This is a genomic window from Exiguobacterium sp. CH10 (assembly GCF_018617635.1).
Taxonomy (GTDB): domain Bacteria; phylum Bacillota; class Bacilli; order Exiguobacteriales; family Exiguobacteriaceae; genus Exiguobacterium; species Exiguobacterium aestuarii_A.
Genome location: NZ_JACSKO010000002.1, coordinates 112342 through 129812, shown reverse-complemented (window position 1 = coordinate 129812; position 17471 = coordinate 112342). Strand labels below are relative to the sequence as shown.

18 protein-coding genes are annotated in these 17471 nt (G+C 49.1%); 9 read left to right on the top strand and 9 right to left on the bottom strand.

Annotated features, from left to right (window positions below):
* Positions 1 to 5 precede the first annotated feature (5 nt).
* Positions 6 to 620 carry a PH domain-containing protein gene (locus tag KNP04_RS07485; protein ID WP_214747806.1) on the top strand — a complete coding sequence of 205 codons (615 nt, stop codon included), beginning with the start codon at positions 6 to 8 and terminating at the stop codon, positions 618 to 620.
* 43 nt (positions 621 to 663) lie between these two features.
* Here the strand turns inward: KNP04_RS07485 and KNP04_RS07480 are convergent, their stop codons facing one another.
* On the bottom strand, positions 664 to 1182 hold the full coding sequence (locus tag KNP04_RS07480; protein ID WP_214875242.1) for a DUF1836 domain-containing protein: 519 nt from the start codon (positions 1180 to 1182) through the stop codon (positions 664 to 666).
* A 127-nt stretch (positions 1183 to 1309) separates the two neighbouring features.
* On the opposite strand from KNP04_RS07480, the gene trhA reads away from it, so the two are divergent.
* The 3 genes from trhA to KNP04_RS07465 all read left to right on the top strand — a co-directional run bounded on the left by trhA (position 1310) and on the right by KNP04_RS07465 (position 4052).
* Positions 1310 to 1954 (top strand): PAQR family membrane homeostasis protein TrhA, encoded by a 645-nt coding sequence (gene trhA, locus KNP04_RS07475; RefSeq protein ID WP_074032708.1) that lies wholly within the window; start codon positions 1310 to 1312, stop codon positions 1952 to 1954.
* Positions 1955 to 2041: 87 nt separating this feature from the next.
* Positions 2042 to 2737, top strand: coding sequence for a DsbA family oxidoreductase (locus KNP04_RS07470; protein WP_214875241.1), 696 nt, complete (start codon positions 2042 to 2044; stop codon positions 2735 to 2737).
* Positions 2738 to 2834: 97 nt separating this feature from the next.
* Positions 2835 to 4052 (top strand): MFS transporter, encoded by a 1218-nt coding sequence (locus KNP04_RS07465; protein WP_214819297.1) that lies wholly within the window; start codon positions 2835 to 2837, stop codon positions 4050 to 4052.
* Between the two features lie 22 nt (positions 4053 to 4074).
* Here KNP04_RS07465 and KNP04_RS07460 read toward each other — a convergent pair whose 3' ends face one another.
* Positions 4075 to 5169 (bottom strand): MBL fold metallo-hydrolase, encoded by a 1095-nt coding sequence (locus KNP04_RS07460; protein WP_214875240.1) that lies wholly within the window; start codon positions 5167 to 5169, stop codon positions 4075 to 4077.
* Between the two features lie 181 nt (positions 5170 to 5350).
* On the opposite strand from KNP04_RS07460, the gene KNP04_RS07455 reads away from it, so the two are divergent.
* Positions 5351 to 6073 carry a DUF4386 domain-containing protein gene (locus KNP04_RS07455; protein WP_214875239.1) on the top strand — a complete coding sequence of 241 codons (723 nt, stop codon included), beginning with the start codon at positions 5351 to 5353 and terminating at the stop codon, positions 6071 to 6073.
* On the opposite strand, the gene KNP04_RS07450 is transcribed toward KNP04_RS07455, so the two are convergent.
* The 4 genes from KNP04_RS07450 to KNP04_RS07435 all read right to left on the bottom strand — a co-directional run bounded on the left by KNP04_RS07450 (position 6033) and on the right by KNP04_RS07435 (position 8393).
* Positions 6033 to 6626 carry a Crp/Fnr family transcriptional regulator gene (locus KNP04_RS07450; protein WP_214875238.1) on the bottom strand — a complete coding sequence of 198 codons (594 nt, stop codon included), beginning with the start codon at positions 6624 to 6626 and terminating at the stop codon, positions 6033 to 6035. The genes KNP04_RS07455 and KNP04_RS07450 overlap by 41 nt on opposite strands.
* Before the next feature lie 103 nt (positions 6627 to 6729).
* The gene (locus tag KNP04_RS07445) at positions 6730 to 7317 is read right to left on the bottom strand and encodes an SCO family protein (protein ID WP_483297970.1); all 588 of its coding nucleotides are present in this window, start codon (positions 7315 to 7317) and stop codon (positions 6730 to 6732) included.
* Between the two features lie 4 nt (positions 7318 to 7321).
* On the bottom strand, positions 7322 to 7735 hold the full coding sequence (locus KNP04_RS07440; protein ID WP_214875237.1) for a disulfide oxidoreductase: 414 nt from the start codon (positions 7733 to 7735) through the stop codon (positions 7322 to 7324).
* Position 7736: 1 nt separating this feature from the next.
* A complete protein-coding gene (locus tag KNP04_RS07435; protein ID WP_214819287.1) occupies positions 7737 to 8393 on the bottom strand; it encodes a DsbA family protein in 657 nt (218 codons plus the stop codon).
* 123 nt (positions 8394 to 8516) lie between these two features.
* Between KNP04_RS07435 and KNP04_RS07430 the strand changes: the two genes are divergently transcribed.
* Positions 8517 to 10109, top strand: coding sequence for a diguanylate cyclase domain-containing protein (locus KNP04_RS07430; protein ID WP_214875236.1), 1593 nt, complete (start codon positions 8517 to 8519; stop codon positions 10107 to 10109).
* 47 nt (positions 10110 to 10156) lie between these two features.
* Here the strand turns inward: KNP04_RS07430 and KNP04_RS07425 are convergent, their stop codons facing one another.
* The 3 genes from KNP04_RS07425 to KNP04_RS07415 all read right to left on the bottom strand — a co-directional run bounded on the left by KNP04_RS07425 (position 10157) and on the right by KNP04_RS07415 (position 15122).
* Positions 10157 to 10831 carry a DUF6241 domain-containing protein gene (locus KNP04_RS07425; RefSeq protein ID WP_214875235.1) on the bottom strand — a complete coding sequence of 225 codons (675 nt, stop codon included), beginning with the start codon at positions 10829 to 10831 and terminating at the stop codon, positions 10157 to 10159.
* A 145-nt stretch (positions 10832 to 10976) separates the two neighbouring features.
* Positions 10977 to 12251, bottom strand: a complete 1275-nt coding sequence (odhB, locus tag KNP04_RS07420; protein WP_214696050.1) for a 2-oxoglutarate dehydrogenase complex dihydrolipoyllysine-residue succinyltransferase — start codon at positions 12249 to 12251, stop codon at positions 10977 to 10979.
* 18 nt (positions 12252 to 12269) lie between these two features.
* A complete protein-coding gene (locus KNP04_RS07415; protein WP_214875234.1) occupies positions 12270 to 15122 on the bottom strand; it encodes a 2-oxoglutarate dehydrogenase E1 component in 2853 nt (950 codons plus the stop codon).
* A gap of 337 nt (positions 15123 to 15459) precedes the next feature.
* On the opposite strand from KNP04_RS07415, the gene KNP04_RS07410 reads away from it, so the two are divergent.
* From KNP04_RS07410 to KNP04_RS07400, 3 genes are all read left to right on the top strand, one after another.
* Complete coding sequence (locus KNP04_RS07410; protein WP_214696054.1) at positions 15460 to 16392, top strand: ABC transporter ATP-binding protein; 933 nt, start codon at positions 15460 to 15462, stop codon at positions 16390 to 16392.
* Positions 16370 to 17107 (top strand): ABC transporter permease, encoded by a 738-nt coding sequence (locus KNP04_RS07405; RefSeq protein ID WP_214696056.1) that lies wholly within the window; start codon positions 16370 to 16372, stop codon positions 17105 to 17107. The genes KNP04_RS07410 and KNP04_RS07405 overlap by 23 nt, the downstream gene beginning before the upstream one ends.
* Before the next feature lie 166 nt (positions 17108 to 17273).
* A complete protein-coding gene (locus KNP04_RS07400; protein WP_214696058.1) occupies positions 17274 to 17468 on the top strand; it encodes a hypothetical protein in 195 nt (64 codons plus the stop codon).
* Positions 17469 to 17471 lie beyond the last annotated feature (3 nt).

Here is a 17471-nt window from a genome sequence, read left to right as displayed (position 1 = left end):
ATGACATGTTCAAAAAACTGGCTTCTGATTTGACTGGCTTCAGCGACATCGGTGAGGTGATTGACCCGTCCGACTTCGATAAGGCGGATGCGGATGATTACGTCCTTCACGAAGACAATGAAAAGATTTATTTCTTGATCAAGTCGAAATCAGATGAGTATTGTTTCACCAACTTGTCGATGATTCACCTCGATGGAACGAGCGCCATCAGTTCGAAGCGCGTCCTCTATCGTTATCCGTATTCACATTATCCAATCAAGCACGTCATGTTTGAGACGGCGGGTACGGTCGACCTCGATGTCGAAGTCAAATTCTCAATCGGCGACAAAGCGTACTCGATCGACATCAACAAAAAGCAAATCGAGCATGTGAAAGATTTGTATAAGGCACTCCTCGCGATCGAAGAAATCCAACGGGAAGGTCGTCGCATGATGGAGTATGCGAATACGTCGCTCACACACTCGGTGTCGATTTTGAGCGGGCTTCGCGAAGGCGACATGAACGTACCGAACACGTTCAAGGAATTGAACGAGCAATCGTTCGATTGGCTACAACGTCACTATCATGAGTGGAACCGAAAAGACTTCGGTGCGGTATACGAGAAGTACATCAATAATTAAACAACAACTCCTCCGTGGGACATTCGCCCTTGGAGGAGTTGTTTCATTTCTCATCAATCAACTGCTCGGCCAATCGTTGATACAAGTGGCTCATGTGCACGGCAGACGCAATGGCGAGCGTTCGCTGCACACCGTTCTCTTTTTCGAGCGATGCATGTAACAGCGTGTCAGCCTGGGCTTCAAACGCTTCTAGATTCTTCACTTTTTGCGCCTGATACGCTTCATAAAAGTCCTCAAGTGAGAACGTCTCGTCCGACTCGTTCAACGGACGGAGCGTCTCTTTGATGTCATTGATCGACAAGAGACCTTTCATCTCATAGATCAAACTGAGTAACATCAGATGTTCATTCGTATACTTTTTATTTTTGACAGGATGGAACAACTTGCCCTTGGCGTAGTTGTTGATCATCGTCTTCGTCAAAATCGTCTCATCCTCGTCCCGCTTCATCTTCCCATAATGCTGCTCGAACAATTGGATGACCTGGTCCATGTATAAATCGACAGTCGGCAATACGTCCCTAGGGAGCGTCCCTTCCGTTTCGGTAATATTCTTCGCTTTCATCCGTCTCACCTCACCTTCAAGTATAAAGAAAACTCTCATTTGTCGAAAGGTACACCTTGCTGTTTGTTCTTCTTCAGTATATCATGTAGTTATCGATACTACATGATGTGATAAGGAGTGTTTTTACATGAATTCGATTTTCCGTGAACCGATCAACGCGCTGACGCATCTCGCCGGTGCGGTGCTCGCTTTCATTGCGCTGATTGCGATGGTCGTCAAAGCTTCACTACTTGGCTCGCCGCTTGCGATTATGGCTGCGATTTTATTCGGGATCAGCCTCGTCTTTCTTTACTTATCGTCAGGTCTTTACCATAGCATCATCGCCTCACCGAACGTCATCGCCTTCTTCCGGAGAATCGACCATGCGATGATATACGCATTGATTGCGGGTACATACGCGCCGCTCACGCTACTCGCGCTCGAGGGACCGACACGCTGGGTTCTCTTCGGTACCGTACACGCACTCGCCTTGTTCGGCATCGTCTTCAAACTCGTCTGGTTCCATGCACCGCGTTTCTTATCGACCGCGCTCTACATCGGGATGGGCTGGCTGTCCGTCTTCTTTATCGGACCGCTCCATGACGTAATTGGTAACGCCGGCATCTTCTGGCTCGTCCTCGGGGGCGTCATGTATACGATTGGTGGGCTCATCTACGGGTTCAAGCCAAAATTCGTCAACTGGCGGGGATGGGGATTCCATGAGGTGTTCCATTTGTTCATCTTGTTCGGAAGCTTTGCCCACTTCGTCTGCGTATTCTGGTATGTCTTTTAAGTCCTCCTATCGGGGGACTTTTTTTGTGAGCCGTTTCCTGTACTTTGAATTCAAGATTTCCTACACTAGGGACAGGAGGGATTTATGATGAAAATTGAAGTATGGTCAGATTATGTCTGCCCGTTTTGTTATATCGGGAAGCGTCGCTTAGAAGAGGCGCTCGAACAGTTCCCACAGGCGGACCAAGTGGAAGTCGAATTCAAGAGTTTCGAGCTCGACCCGAATGCGCCGACGAACGATTCACGTACCATTTATGAGGCACTCGCAACGAAATACCGTATGCCGATCGAGCAGGCAAAAGGGACGACGGCTCAAGTCGCCGCTCAAGCCCGCGAAGTCGGACTCGATTACGACTTTGAGAACATGGTCGTCACCGGTACACTCGACTCGCATCGTTTGACGCATTATGCGAAGACGGTCGGGAAAGAAAAAGAATTGTCGGAAGCGTTGCTTCAAGCTTACTTCGTCGATGCCAAGCACATCGGGAACCACGATGTCCTGCTCGAGATCGCAACAAATGTCGGTCTTGACCATGACGCTGTCCGTGACGTCTTGACGACTGACGTGTATACGGAAGACGTTCGTGCCGAAGAGAAGCGCGCAAGCGACCTCGGCATCACAGGTGTACCGTTCTTCGTATTTGATAACAAATACGGGGTGTCTGGTGCTCAACCGACGGAAGCGTTCACGCAAGTGCTCGAAAAAGTCTGGTCTGAGAACAACCCGACAATCCAAGTCCTTTCGAACGGTGCGACGTGCACCGACGACAACTGTGATATTTGATTGATGAAGAAGCCGACATTCGGCTTCTTTTTTGTGGTATTCTCCATCCTACTACTTGATAATAGTGATTAGCATATAAGAATCGAGGACTACATCTATGTGGAAAAATCGGAACGTCTGGATCATCTTGACGGGCGAATTCGTCGCCGGTCTTGGTTTATGGCTCGGCATCATTGGAAATTTGGAATTCATGCAAGACCGCGTCCCCTCTGACTTTGTGAAGGCGGTCATTCTCGCTATCGGCTTACTCGCCGGGGTCGCCATCGGTCCGCTCGCAGGACGCCTCACCGACCAAGGCTCTAAGAAAAACATCATGCTCATCTCAAGCATCGTCCGAGCGCTCAGCGTGCTCTTCATGTTCGTTGCCATCGAGACGAATTCGGTCGTGTGGATGGTCGTCTTTTTGATCATTTTACAAGGGTCGGCGGCTTTTTACTTCCCTGCCCTACAAGCAGCGATTCCGCTCATCGTAAAGGAACGGGAACTTCTCGCCTTGAACGGTGTCCATATGAACGTTTCGACGTTATCACGCGTCATCGGGACGGCGATTGCCGGTGTCTTGTTGACACTGATTTCGCTCCGTAACGTCTATGCGCTCTCGCTCGTCGCCTATCTGTTGCTTGCGGTTGCGACGCTCTTCTTAAAGCTAGATGAATCGAAGACACCGTCGGCGAAAAAGATCGATGCGAAGGCGTCGAGTGGCTTCAAAGATGTCTTTCCAATCATCAAATCAATCCCGGTCATCTTCATGACACTCGTCATGACGCTCATCCCGTTACTCTTTATCGGGGGATTCAACTTGCTCGTCATCAACATCAGTGAGTTGCAGGATTCGACGGCAATCAAAGGATGGATTTATACGGCCGAAGGACTCGCCTTCATGACAGGTGCCTTCATGATCAAACGGATCGGCGAAAAATTCTCGGCGTTCTCGATTTTATTCTCGTTCTCGTTTTTGATCGGTGTCGCGCAACTGATGCTATATTTTGCAGACATCCCGTTCATGTCGATTGCGGCGTTCGTCGTATTCGGCTTCTCGGTTGGTTGCTTCTTCCCGACGGCGGTCACGATTTTCCAGACACGGATGCCAAAAGAATATCACGGGCGCTTCTTCTCATTCCGTAACATGCTCGACCGGATCATCTTCCAAATCGTCTTACTCGTGACAGGGTTCTTCCTTGATTTGATCGGACTTCAGCTCATGGTCGTCTTGTTCGGAATCAGTTCGATTGCGATGACCGCAGCGTTCCTCGTCTATACACGTAAACATAAACTGCATATCGAAGAAGACGCTACTGAGAAGATCTCTTCTTAATTAAAACAAGCGATGACCGATGTCATCGCTTGTTTGCGTCTTGAAGCTCTCGCCACCACGTCGTCGTATCATTCCGACCGTCGAGCGTAATGCGCTCTCCGATCTTTGGAGTGAGGACGACTTTTTTCGGTAAGAGAGACGTCATCTGTTCCGCCGGGTCAAACCAATCGTGGAACGACAGTGTGAACGCACCCCAATGAATCGGCATCATTTGATCGGCGCGTAAATCGTGAAACGCCTGTGCCGTCTCTTCCGGCTGCATGTGGACGTCTGGCCAGCGCACGTCATATTGTCCGCATTCGAGTGCGGCAAAATCGAACGGTCCGTACTGTTCGCCAATCATCTTAAAGTGCGGCGCGTAGCCGCTGTCCCCGCTGAAGAAGAGCCGGTCTGTCTCGCCGAGGACGACCCATGACGCCCATAACGTGCTGTTGCGGTCCGTCAACGAGCGGCCGGAGAAGTGACGTGCCGGCGTACATACAAACGTCCAATTCCCGAACGTATATGACTCGTTCCAATCTCGCTCCACGATTCGCTCTGCGCCGACACCCCATCGTTTCAAATGACTCCCTACCCCTAGCGGCACGATGAACATGGCGACCTTGTCTTTAATCGCAAGGATTGTCCCATAATCGAGGTGGTCGTAATGGTCATGCGTCAACAAGACGACATCAATCTCAGGCAAGTCTTCGAGGTCGAACGGTAAATCTTCACTGAAACGCTCATTTTTAGCAAATGGGAGCGGCGATGGGCTGCGTCCGAACATCGGGTCGACGAGCATCGTCTTCCCGTCCATTTGAACCATCAGCGCCGAATGACCGAGCCAATAGATTCTCGTGAAGCTCGAACCCGTTTTCTCCTCGAAATCGATTGGCACAATCGGAAGGCGTTCACTAGGCTTCCGAAGCGACGTCACATCACGATAGTCACGAGCCATCGATACCATGTCCTCCGCAGAGAAGTTCATCGGTGTCTCGTATTGATTACGGAATTTCCCGTTGACCTGGTTCGGGGATTGAATCGATTTCGGTTTTCGTCCGAGTGGTTTGTACTGTGTCAGAATCGTCCCGGTGACAGCCGCCATTCCGACTAATGAGAGCAACATCGTCTTTTTCATCTAGATCCTCTTTTCTACAAGTTCGTTGCATTGATTATAACGTGCATGTCTCCATCTTAAATCGGTTAGTATGCAGATTCACTCATCTTTCAAAAAATGGCGTGTTCTTGACTTAAGTCAATGTGCACCTGCTCCCATCCTTTTATGATGGTGACAAGATCATTCGAAAGGAGTTTTTCTCATGACCCATTTAACTGTCCGTTCACAGCAACGTGCCGCGCTTTGGTCTGGAATCGCACTCGTCCTCATGGCACTCGTCGCCTTTTTCGCGCAAGGATACGTTTACCAATCACTCGTCATCGAAAATGAAGCGATGACAACGTATGAGAACTTAGTCAGTCATCCGACGCTGTTCCGTCTCGGTATCATCGGCTGGGGCATCATTGTCTTGCTAGACCTGATTGTCGCCTACGGACTCTATCGTTTCTTCAAACCGTTTCATACCACATTCGCCTTACTCATCGGGACACTTCGCTTCCTTTATTCGTTCATTCTCGCCTTCGCTGTTTTACGTCTCGTTGAAGCCGAGCGACTCCTCGATACTTCCACTTCAGCTAGACAAGTGTACGAAACGGTCACGTCATTTGAAACCATTTGGTCGCTTGGCTTGATCGTGTTCGGTCTTCACCTCATCGCAGTCGGATGGGTTGCGATGCGGACCCATTTCATTCCAAGAACGATTGGCATCTTACTCGTCGTCGCCGGTTTCAGTTATACGATTGTTCATGCCCTTTACCAATTCCCCACGCTTGAAAGCATGACGACTTTACTCGAGCTCACCCTCATGCTTCCGATGTTCGTCGGCGAATTGGCATTTGCCGTATGGTTGATCGTGAAAGGAAGATTACTTCCTACACATGATGTCACTCGACAATCCGCAGGTGACGCGTCGCCCGCTTCTTGATCCGACTGAGTGACTCCGGTGTGATGCCGAGATAGCTCGCCAGTTGATACTGAGGGACCCGATGAACCAAGTCGGGTCTCTTCTCCATCATGGCCTGATACCGTTCTTCGGGTGTGGACGACATGAACGAGGCGAACGCATCGCGCATCGTCCCCATGTCTTCTTGCATCATGTCACGCGTCATCGCCTCAAGTACGGGATTCATCTCGTATTGATCCTGCTCTGCCGTAAGGTCGCCGACGACGAGACAACATTCCTCTATACACGCTAACGAATACGGTGATCGTCCATCTGTATGATGTTTCGTCAATATGGTAATACTCTGTTCTTCGGTGATGAAATCGACAGTGTGCTCATTCCCGTCTTCGTCGACTTTATATTGACGAATGCAGCCACTCAGTACGAAATAGCATTTAGTCGGGACGTCTCCTTGATGCAATAGAGTTGTCCCTTTCGGAAACGTGGCAATTGGTACATCCGCTACTAACCGCTCACACTCGGTATCACTCAAATCCGTAAACCGTTTCATGTATCGAATCAAGACGTCTTTCATCCCGTTCACTCCTTTTCAAGGAAATCGATTTAGTCCCTCAAGTATAGCAGGTTTCATCATTCAAAAAGACCTGCCCCACTGCTTTGGTGGGACAGGTCTTTTGTTAAGACTTTTGTAAGATTTTAATGTCGTTGATAATGTCTTCTGTCGGGACGTCTTGGAAACCAGGATACGCTTTGATGATTTTGCCTTCCTGGTCGACCAAATAGAAGTACGTAGCATGGTCGACTTGTGTACCTTCTTCAGGCTTCCGGACGAGCGCTTTGAAGTTCTCTTGCGCGAACGTTTCGATTTCGTCTTGTGAGTAGCCCGACAAGAATTGCCAATCCGCTTTCGAAAGGTCATAACCGCTCATGAATTCTTTCATCTTCTCCGGAGTGTCCACAGTCGGGTCGACACTGAACGAGACGAATTGCACGTCTTCGACGCCCTCTTCTTCGAGCGCTTCATTCAGCTTCGTCATGTTGTACGTCATCGGCGGGCAGACCGTCTCACAGCTTGTGAAGACGAAGTCTGCCATCCACACTTTCCCTTTTAAATCGTCGAGACTGACCATTTCTTTTTCTTGGTTCATGTATTCGAACGATTCGACTTCCCAGTTGAGCGGATCCTCGATTTCTTGTCCGCATCCTGCTAGGACGATGAGCATCGTCATCAAACTACCGATCCACCATTTCTTCACACGTTCCAACTCCTTATCGCTTTTTGACATTCCACATGACGATGGTGATGAGCGTGAAAGCCGTCAATGCGAGGAACGGAATCGTGATGAATCCGAACCAGTTGATGTATTGACCGCTACACGGAACACCTTGTGCACAAGGCTGAATTTCAGCAAATCCTGGCACTTTTTGTACCAAGTAATGGTAAAGTGAAACAATACCGCCTATGATAGTAAGCGGTAACACATATTTTCGTACCGCCCGATCGTCCGTGAAGACGGCAATCCCTAGGATAATCGTCAGCGGATACATAAAGATGCGTTGAATCCAGCATAGCTCACATGGCACAAACTCTCGAATCTCACTGAAATAGAGACTCCCGAGTGTCGCCGTCAACGCGACGAGCCAAGCGAGATACAATCCATATTTTTCGAAAAATGACTTCATCTTATAAATCCTGCTCGATCAACTGTTGGATTTGTTCGTAGTCGAACGGGTCCTCGAGCATCACACCGTTGATCATGATCGAAGGTGTGAATTGAACACCGTTCTCTTTCACAAGCCCGTCGTCCGTGCTGACTTTTTCGAGCACGGTCGAGTTTTCGCCCAGGTCTTGTTCAAGTTGTGCCAAGTCGACCGATGTCGTCTCACCTGCGATTTCTTTCAACTTCTCGACCGTCACCCATGCGTTGTCGTGTTGTTGTGAAGCCGGTTGCGCGTCATAGAGCGCTTTATGGAACTTCCAGAACGATTCAGGGTCTTGCTCGTACACCGACTCGGAAGCGAGGGATGCCAAAATCGATTCTTGTCCGTGGAACAAGACGTTAATATAGCTGAAGCTGACATCTTCCTTGTCGAGATAATCCGCTTTCAGTTGCGGGTAAATTGTTTCGCCCCACTGTTTACATGATGGACATTTATAATCTCCGAACTCGACAACCGATACTTTCGCGTCCGAGTCTCCGAGTGTCGGTTGTCCCTCGATTGACACGTGATCGCCTCGGTCGGCCGTTGTCGGCTCATCTTGATTGAGCAAGACGAACACCAATGCAATCAATGCGACCGCAACGACGGTTGTGATGACCAACCATTGATTCTTTTTCATTTTCTTCACCTCTATTTATTTTTCGACTCGTCTTTCATTATAGCGGAAGCTCTTTCACCTATCATGTGTTCGACTCGTTTTTCATAATTGTCTTCATTTCAAGCTTTAGGAGGTTTTACTCGCATGATCAAGTCTTTTACGATGCGCCTCGGACTCATTTTGGCGCTCAGTATTGCCACACTCGTCTTTTTACTGACGATTGCACTCACATCCCTGATCAGTCATCGGGCATCTGATTCACTCGAACAAGAAATCGGGGAACGTCTTTCGACAACATCACATCAATTGGCGGACAAACTCGACTTTTATATGTGGTCACGCTATCAAGAAGTCCAACTCTTGCAAGGTCTCGATTTAGGGGACCCGGACGCGACACGACGACTGCTCGATCAAGTCCAGTCGAACATTCCGGCATTCTCTTGGATGGGTGTCACGGATGCGGAAGGGACTGTCGTTGCTTCCACGAACGGCATACTCGAAGAGGCATCCATCGCCGAGCGCCCGGTGTATCTCGAAGCGAAAGAAACTCCTTTTATTGGTGACGTCCACGAGGCAGTCCTATTAGCTGAACTGTTACCGAATCCGACGGGAGAACCGCTCCAATTCGTCGATATCAGTGTCCCTTTATTTCAAGACGGGACATTTCAAGGGGTGCTTGCCACTCACTTGAGTTGGGCATGGGGAAAAGAAGTACTCGGACATTTTAATCGGACGCTTCATGAACAAGTCGACGATACGGATTTGTTCGTCGTCAGTGAACGAGACAACGTGGTGCTCCTCGGTCCAGACGACCTAATCGGAAAACCACTCCCTGTGTCGTTTACGGAAGGGGCTTCCGTGAAAGAATGGGAGGATGGACAGGACTATCTGACGGGGATGTCGATTGGGGAAGGGTATGATGAATATCCTGGACTAGGTTGGCGCGTCGTCATCCGTCAACCGGCATCCATTGCGTTCGCACCGGTCGAGGCGTTAGAAACGAGAATTCTATGGATTGGCCTCTTCGCATCACTTGTGACGGCCGTCCTCGGTTGGTTACTCGCTTCCGTCGTGACGAGACCGTTGAAACGAATTACTGAAACGGCTTCGCTCATGGAGCAAGGAAAAGCCAATACATTCCCGCATCAATCCGGAATCGAAGAGATTGAGTCCCTCGCATTCGCACTGGAATCGCTCGTCACATCCCTCACAGAATCAGAATCGGAACGGGTGCACTTTGAGCTCCTTGCGAACCGTGACGCGCTGACCGGTCTCTCGAACCGTGTCGCCTTACGTGAACAGTTGAATCAATTGCACGCTTCGAAAGAACCGTACGTTTTCTTTTATATCGACCTCGATGGGTTCAAGGCGGTAAACGATACATACGGTCACGCGGTCGGGGATGAATTGTTAGTCGAAGTCGCACAGCGGCTACGAACACTTACGATTGATGAGGTGTATCCGGTCCGCTTGAGCGGAGACGAATTTTTCCTGATGTTCCCGAGACATGGGCGTTCGATTCAGGGTATTCATGAAATCGGTACATCCATTATTGCTACGCTCTCACAACCTGTGATGCTCGACCTCGTTTCAGTGAAGGTCGGGGCAAGCATCGGCGCATCGATTTGGTCGCCAACCGAACCTCCACATGTCGCCATCGAACAAGCGGACAACGCCTTATATCGGTCAAAAGCGAACGGGAAAAAGCTGCTTTCGTTCCATGAGTCGTTCGAATGATTACTGGCACCCATACGAAAAGGAGTTCATGATGAACTCCTTTTTGATTACTCTTCTGTTTCCGTATTCACGTCTTCCTTCTGCTCTTCCTCTTCTGGCATCGGCTCCAAGTCCATCGTATATACGTATTCCTCACCGAAGTTGTTCAAGATGAACAGTTCTTCTTCCGCACGTGTCGCGAGTCCGTTCGAGAATCCGATGACGGCGTACATCTCCTCTAGAAGAACGTCTTGCTCTTTGTCAATCTCATCAAAGATGGCTTGTTCCCATCGTTCGATGATTCGACCGAGTTGAAGGTAGTCTTCGCTTTTAATTTTATTTTTGTCGCGCAGCAACTCTAAATAGTCGCGGACCTCTTTCAGATTGTCGTGCGTCATCGGGATGGCACCCGCTTTTTCTGTCGCCAAAATCTTTTGGTGCGTCATCAGATGCATCGCTTCGACGAGATTTCCTTTGTTCAATTTTTTCTCATCGTCAAAGACGAGTCCTGTCGTCTCCTGCGGATTGATTCGACGCGTCACGTTTTGACGCTGTCCGAGCGGGTCTTCTTCTTTGATGATGTCAATCAATTCAAGCGCCCGCTCATACTCTTCTTCCGTCAAATTGTCCCGGTCGAGTTCACTTTGATTCGGTCCCATCCAATACTGATAAAACGCATATGTAGCAACAATCACTATAACTAAGACAAGTCCCATCCAAGGAAACCATTTTTTCCATTTCATTTTCCATTCACGCCCTTTTAGTGATTCTCTCCATCAAGGATAACATATACACCTTGCTAAAAATTCCAATAAAAGGTTTTTCGTCATGACCTTAAACAAAAAAGTACCCACCTCCTGATATCGGAGCGGGTACTTCCTCTGTATCTTATGCCTCGAACAACAATTGTTCTGGATCTTCAATCATCTCTTTGATGTGCTTGAGGAATGTCACAGCCTCACGACCATCTACGATTCGGTGGTCATATGAGAGTGCGACATACATCATCGGACGGTTTTCCATCGTGTCCGCGTCGATTGCGACTGGGCGGAGTTGAATCGAGTGCATTCCAAGGATAGCAACTTGTGGTCCGTTCAAGATTGGTGTTGAAAGAAGTGAACCGAACACGCCACCGTTTGTGATCGTGAACGTACCACCAGTGAGGTCACTCAAACCAAGCTTGTTGTTACGTGCTTTATCCGCAAGGTGAAGGATGTCTTTCTCGATTTCACCGAAGTTTTTACGATCTGCTTCACGGACGACAGGAACGACAAGACCGTCTGGTGCCGATACGGCAATTCCGATATCGTAATACTTCTTCAAGACGATTTCATTTCCTTGGATTTCAGCGTTCAAGTAAGGCATGCGCTTAAGAGCCGCGACCGCTGCTTTCGTGAAGAATGACATGAAGCCGAGTTTAACATCGTTGTCTTTCACGAATTTCTCTTGGCGACGTTTACGAAGTGCCATGACCGCCGACATATCGATTTCGTTGAACGTCGTGAGCATTGCTGCCGTCTGTTGCACTTCTACGAGACGGTTGGCAATCGTTTGACGACGACGTGTCATCTTGATGCGCTCTTCTTCTTTCCCACTTGCAGCCGGTTGTGGTGCTGGAGCTGCGGCAGCTGGTTTTTGCTCTTTCACAGCTGGTTTGTCTTCATGTTTTGAAACGTCATGGACATTGATGCGTCCCATCGGATCGTTCGTTTGAACAGCTGAGAGGTCGATCCCTTTCTCACGAGCGAGCTTGCGTGCAGCAGGTGTTGCGATTGGCCCTTTACCCGGGCTCGCGACGTGCTCTTCACGTTTCTCTACTTTCTTGCCTTCTTCAACAGACTCCGTTTTCTTCTCAGTCGGCGCTTCTGTTTTTGTTTCTGTCGCGTTTTCTGTCTTCGTCTTCGTCGCGACAGCCGTTCCGCCACCAGAACCTGAACCGAGACGTGCAATGACGTCGCCAACTTGAACCGTATCCCCTTCTCCGGCAAGTTGTTCTTCTAACACACCCGCTTCGTCAGCTGGGACTTCGATATTGACTTTATCCGTCTCGAGCTCGACGATGGCTTCCCCTTTTTCGACTTGGTCGCCTGGCTGTTTGAGCCATGTCGCGACCGTTCCTTCCGTAATGGATTCTGCTAATTCAGGTACTTTAATTTCGACCACAATGAGTTCCCCCTTAACTTATTTACGATCTTTTTGGTATGTGCTCGTGCCTGCACCGCTCGAGACGACGTCGCGAGAGAGTGCTTCACGGATGATGCGTGCTTGTTCTTGTTTATGGGCTGTCGGATTTCCTTCAGCCGGGCTCGAACGACGGCGACGACCGATGTAACGAACGTCGAGTCGGTTCGTTGTGACCGCTTCAAGGCGAGGCTCGATGTACGTCCAAGCCCCCATGTTTTTCGGTTCTTCTTGTACCCAGACGATTTCGCGCGCGTTCGGATAACGGCTGATGACGTCACGAATCTCGCGTACCGGGAACGGGTAGATTTCTTCGACCCGGATGATGTGCAAGAAGTCGAGCGACTCTTCTGACTTGCCGACCGCTTCCGCGAGGTCGATCGCCATCTTCCCTGTGCAGAAGACGAGACGTTCGACTTTCTCTGCGTTCTCACCGAGACCTGGCTGTTCAACGATTGGTTTGAAGCTCTCTTCCGTGAACGCCTCGATTGGTGACGTCGCGAGCGGATGACGAAGCAGACTCTTCGGTGTCATGATGATCATCGGGCGAATCTCTTCTTTGCCGAGCATCTCAGCTTGGCGACGGAGAATATGGAAATATTGTGCCGCAGATGAAAGGTTTGCGACTGTCCAGTTTTTCTCACCGGCAAGCGTCAAGTAACGCTCCATCCGTGCACTCGAGTGCTCTGGCCCTTGTCCTTCGTAACCGTGTGGCAAGAGCATGACAAGCCCTGATTTTTGACCCCATTTCGCACGACCTGCCGAGATGAACTGGTCGAACATGACTTGCGCCGAGTTCGCAAAGTCACCGTATTGGGCTTCCCACAATACGAGCGTGTCTTGGGCGAACACGTTATAACCGTATTCAAATCCAAGAACTGATCCTTCTGAAAGCGGGCTGTTGTAGACAGAGAACGAAGCTTTTGCCGTCGACAGCTGATGGAGTGGCGAGAACTTCTTCCCTGACTCGACATCGTTCAACATGATGTTCCGTTGAGCGAACGTTCCGCGCTCCGAATCTTGACCGCTCAAGCGAACCGGCGTACCGTCTGAAAGAATCGAAGCGAAGGCGAGCGTTTCCGCATGACCCCAGTCAATCTTCCCACCTTCACCAAAAGCGTCACGGCGACGGTCGAGTACTTTTTGAAGTTTGTGGAAAACACCGAATCCTTCTGGCCAGTCAAGCAACTCTTCGTTCAATTGCGTGAGGAGTTCGAGTTCCACGCTCGTATCGACTTTCGGGAATCCTTTATGGACCGCGTCCGGCAAGACGATGTCAGCATCCTCTTCTTCAGAAGGAACGAGGTCACGCGCTGCTTTAAGTTCTTCTTCAATCTTTTGCTCGATTTGTGCTTTCTCATCTTTTGTCATGACGCCTTCTGCCTCGAGTTGCTCGGCATATACGTGACGGACAGATTGATGTCCTTTGATCGCTTTATAAAGAACCGGGTTCGTATTCATCGGTTCGTCCATTTCGTTGTGACCGTAACGACGATACCCAATCAAATCGACCAAGATGTCTTTATGGAACTTGGCACGATACTCACTGATCAATTTTGCGACGGCGACACATGCTTCCGGGTCGTCTGCATTCACGTGGAAGACTGGAATCTCATACCCTTTGGCGATATCACTCGCGTAACGCGTCGAACGTGAATCATTCGGGTCCGTCGTGAAACCGATGGTGTTGTTGGCAATGACGTGAACCGTTCCACCCGTACGATACCCCGTCAAGTTCGTCATGTTGAGCGTCTCCGCTACAATTCCTTGTCCCGGGAACGCCGCATCTCCATGAATCAAGATTGAAGCTGCCAAATCATCCTGCTGGACAGCCGATCCTTTTTCAGAACGATCATCTTGTGCGGCACGTGTGTACCCTTCGACGACAGATCCGACGAATTCAAGGTGACTCGGGTTGTTCGCCAAGTTGAGACGTACTTCTTTTTGTTGTTCGACGACTTTACGATCAAGTCCAAGGTGATATTTCACGTCGCCTGACCAACCAAAGTTGATGCCGATTGACCCTTCAGACGGAATCAATTCTTTGTTCGGTGCATGCTGGAACTCCGCAAAAATCATCTCGTATGGCTTGCCGAGTACGTGAGCGAGTACGTTCAGACGTCCACGGTGTGCCATCCCGATATTGATGTGTTCAGATCCGCTCGAGATGAGTCCGCCGACCATGGCGTCGAGTAACGGCACCATCGCATCCAATCCTTCGATGGAGAAGCGTTTCTGTCCGACATACGTTTTATGAAGGAATGATTCAAACAGTTCGGTCTCAGCTAGACGTTTGAACAATTCGATTTTTTCTTCTTTTGAGAAGGTTTGTTTCAATGCGCCTTGTTCGACTTGACGGCGAATCCACTTCTTCTCTTCCATATCGTCTAAGTGACGGAGTTCGATTGCGACCGTACCTGTATAGACGTCAAGCAAGTGACGGAATAACTCAAGGGCACTTGCATTTGGTTTCGGTGCATCGTCCGAAAGAAGACGGGCCGGAATTTGTTTTAAATCTTCTTCTGTCAAATCATAACGAGACAGTTCGAACAATTCCTGTTCGCGCGGATGATCTTTCAACGGATAAATATCCGCCGCCTTATGACCGAACGCACGGATATCGTTGACGAGACGTGTCGCCGAAACGACTTTCTCTAAGTCAAACGACGGACCCGAGACCGGTACTTCTGTCGGTGATGATTCTGGTGCCCCGTTCTCGTCGAAGTAACGACGTGTCTCCTCATCGACCGATGACGGGTCTTCCAAATATTGCTCGTACAGTTCAATGATGTAGCCTAAGTTAGGACCATAAAATGCTTGCGATTTCTCGTGAACATTCGACGACTCTCCCATTGAATAAATCCCCCTTATCCATTCCTAAACGTCCAATCTGTGAACGCTTTCATTTTAACATGTAGCCCGAAGCCGTTCACTCTTCTCTTACCCTAGTGAACAAAACCAAATCTTGCCTCTTACGCTCAACTTCATACTACACCTTTCATGCTAGAAAGACCCTTACAAATTCACAATTCGTCCATACTATTTCGATAAGTTTTGCTTATCGATAAATTGTGTCTCAGCGGATTTGTTTCAAACATTTCAAAAAAAGATGAAACCTTATTTCAAACAAGCCCGTAGAAGGGGGTGTAGGAAGAACACTATCACTCAAAAAAGAAAGCTAGGTGACCACATGTTATCCGTACAAAATGTCCATAAGAAGATGGGAAAAGCAACGGTATTGACGAATGTCAGCTTTGATGTCGTCCCGGGTGAAATCTTTGGTTTCCTCGGACCGAACGGCGCCGGGAAGACGACGACGATCCGAATCATTACAGGCCTCATGCCTGCAACACATGGAACCGTGACGGTCGATGGGTATGACGTCGCGAACAACCGCCAAGAAGCACTCAGCCGAATCGGAGCCATCGTTGAGAATCCTGCGTTCTATCCGTACATGACCGGTCGTGAGAACTTGATTCATGCCATGAACTTGATCCCGAACTTAAAGAAGGTCGATTTGAATGCGCTTGGTGCGCTCGTCGGACTCGACGGAAAGCTCGATATGAAAGTGAAACAGTATTCGCTCGGGATGAAACAACGCCTCGGGATCGCCCGTGCCTTGTTGCATAATCCAAAAGTACTTATCCTTGATGAGCCGACGAACGGTCTCGACCCAGCCGGGATTGCTGATCTCCGGAATTACTTACGCCACCTCGCGGACCACCGCGGCATCGCCATCCTCATCTCGAGTCACTTGTTGAGTGAGATGGAATTGATCACGGACCGCTTCGCCATCATTGACCAAGGACAAATCAAATCGGTGGAAGACGGTCAGACGAAAGCCGATAGCGTCATTCTCTGTAAAGTTGCCAAAGAACAGATGAGCGATGCACTCGATGTCGCCGCTCTCGCCTTCGATGATGTAAAAATTATTCAACAGTCAGCCGAGTCGTTCATCGTGCCACGTCAGGAGACGGATATCCCCGTCTTATTGAAACAGTTGATTGAACGGGACATCGCCGTCTATCAAATCGGTATGAAACACGAGTCACTCGAAGAGCAATTCTTGAAATTAACGAAAAAAGAAGGAGGTACGAACAATGCGTTCATTACTCAGCAATGAATGGATGAAGTGGCGCCGCACGATTAAGCCTTACGTCGCCTTAGGTGTATACACCGCGATCATCCTCATCGTCTATGCCGTATTGGCGAGCGGAGATGGGACACCGGAAGCGGCATCGTTCTTCGAATTCTCAACGATGGGCGCCATCGCCTTCCTCAGCATCTTTACCATCGTCTTCACGGCCGAGATGGTCGGGAATGAGTTGAAATTTGATACGTTGAAGCATCTTTTGATGAGCCCGTATTCCCGAGACCGCATCTTGTTGTCAAAACTCGTCATGTCCGTTCTCGTCATGTTGCTCCAATTCGTCTTTATTTTAGTTGTCGCGTTCGGGTTCTCACTCACGTTAGACGGCTCTGTCACATGGGACGTCGTTCGCCCTATTCTCATCAGTGTGAGCGGACCAATCTTCATCATCTTCTTGACGCTCATGTTCTCGGTCGTCTTCAAGTCAGTCGGCGTCGTCATCGGTTTCACGGTGCTCGCGAACTTCGCCTCAAGTATCATCGGGGGTCTTCTCGTTGCCTGGAAACCTGAACTCGCAAAATGGATTGTCTTCTTGCATACAGACCTTTCTATTTATGATGTAAATCCAGAATTCATGAAAGCGATGGATGCCACGATGGGCTTCTCCATCTTTTATGTCGCCCTTCATATCATCGCCTTCTATCTCATCACGGCATTTATGTTCCGTAGCAAAACGTTTGCGGAATGAGAACAGGTCCCTTTTGATTCAAACGAATCGAAAGGGACTTTTGTTTGTCTCTATATGTGTGATGACTTTAAGACACCTTTGTCACACAACCTCAACATTCTGTCAGAAGTCTCCCACCTGTATGCGATATGATGAAGCTAACAGCACGTAAGAAGGATGTGACAATATGGCTCTCACGATTGGATTAGCATTGCTTGTCTGTTTGATCGCACTTATTTTTACTATCATGGTCGGACTCGGGAAAGACCGCTCCACGTACAGCCAAAAGAAGAGCTGGTCGATGGTTTCTTGGCTCTACATTATCTTGCTCCCCGTCTCGTTCATCGGACTCGGACTTCTCTACTATTTCATTACGAAATAATGC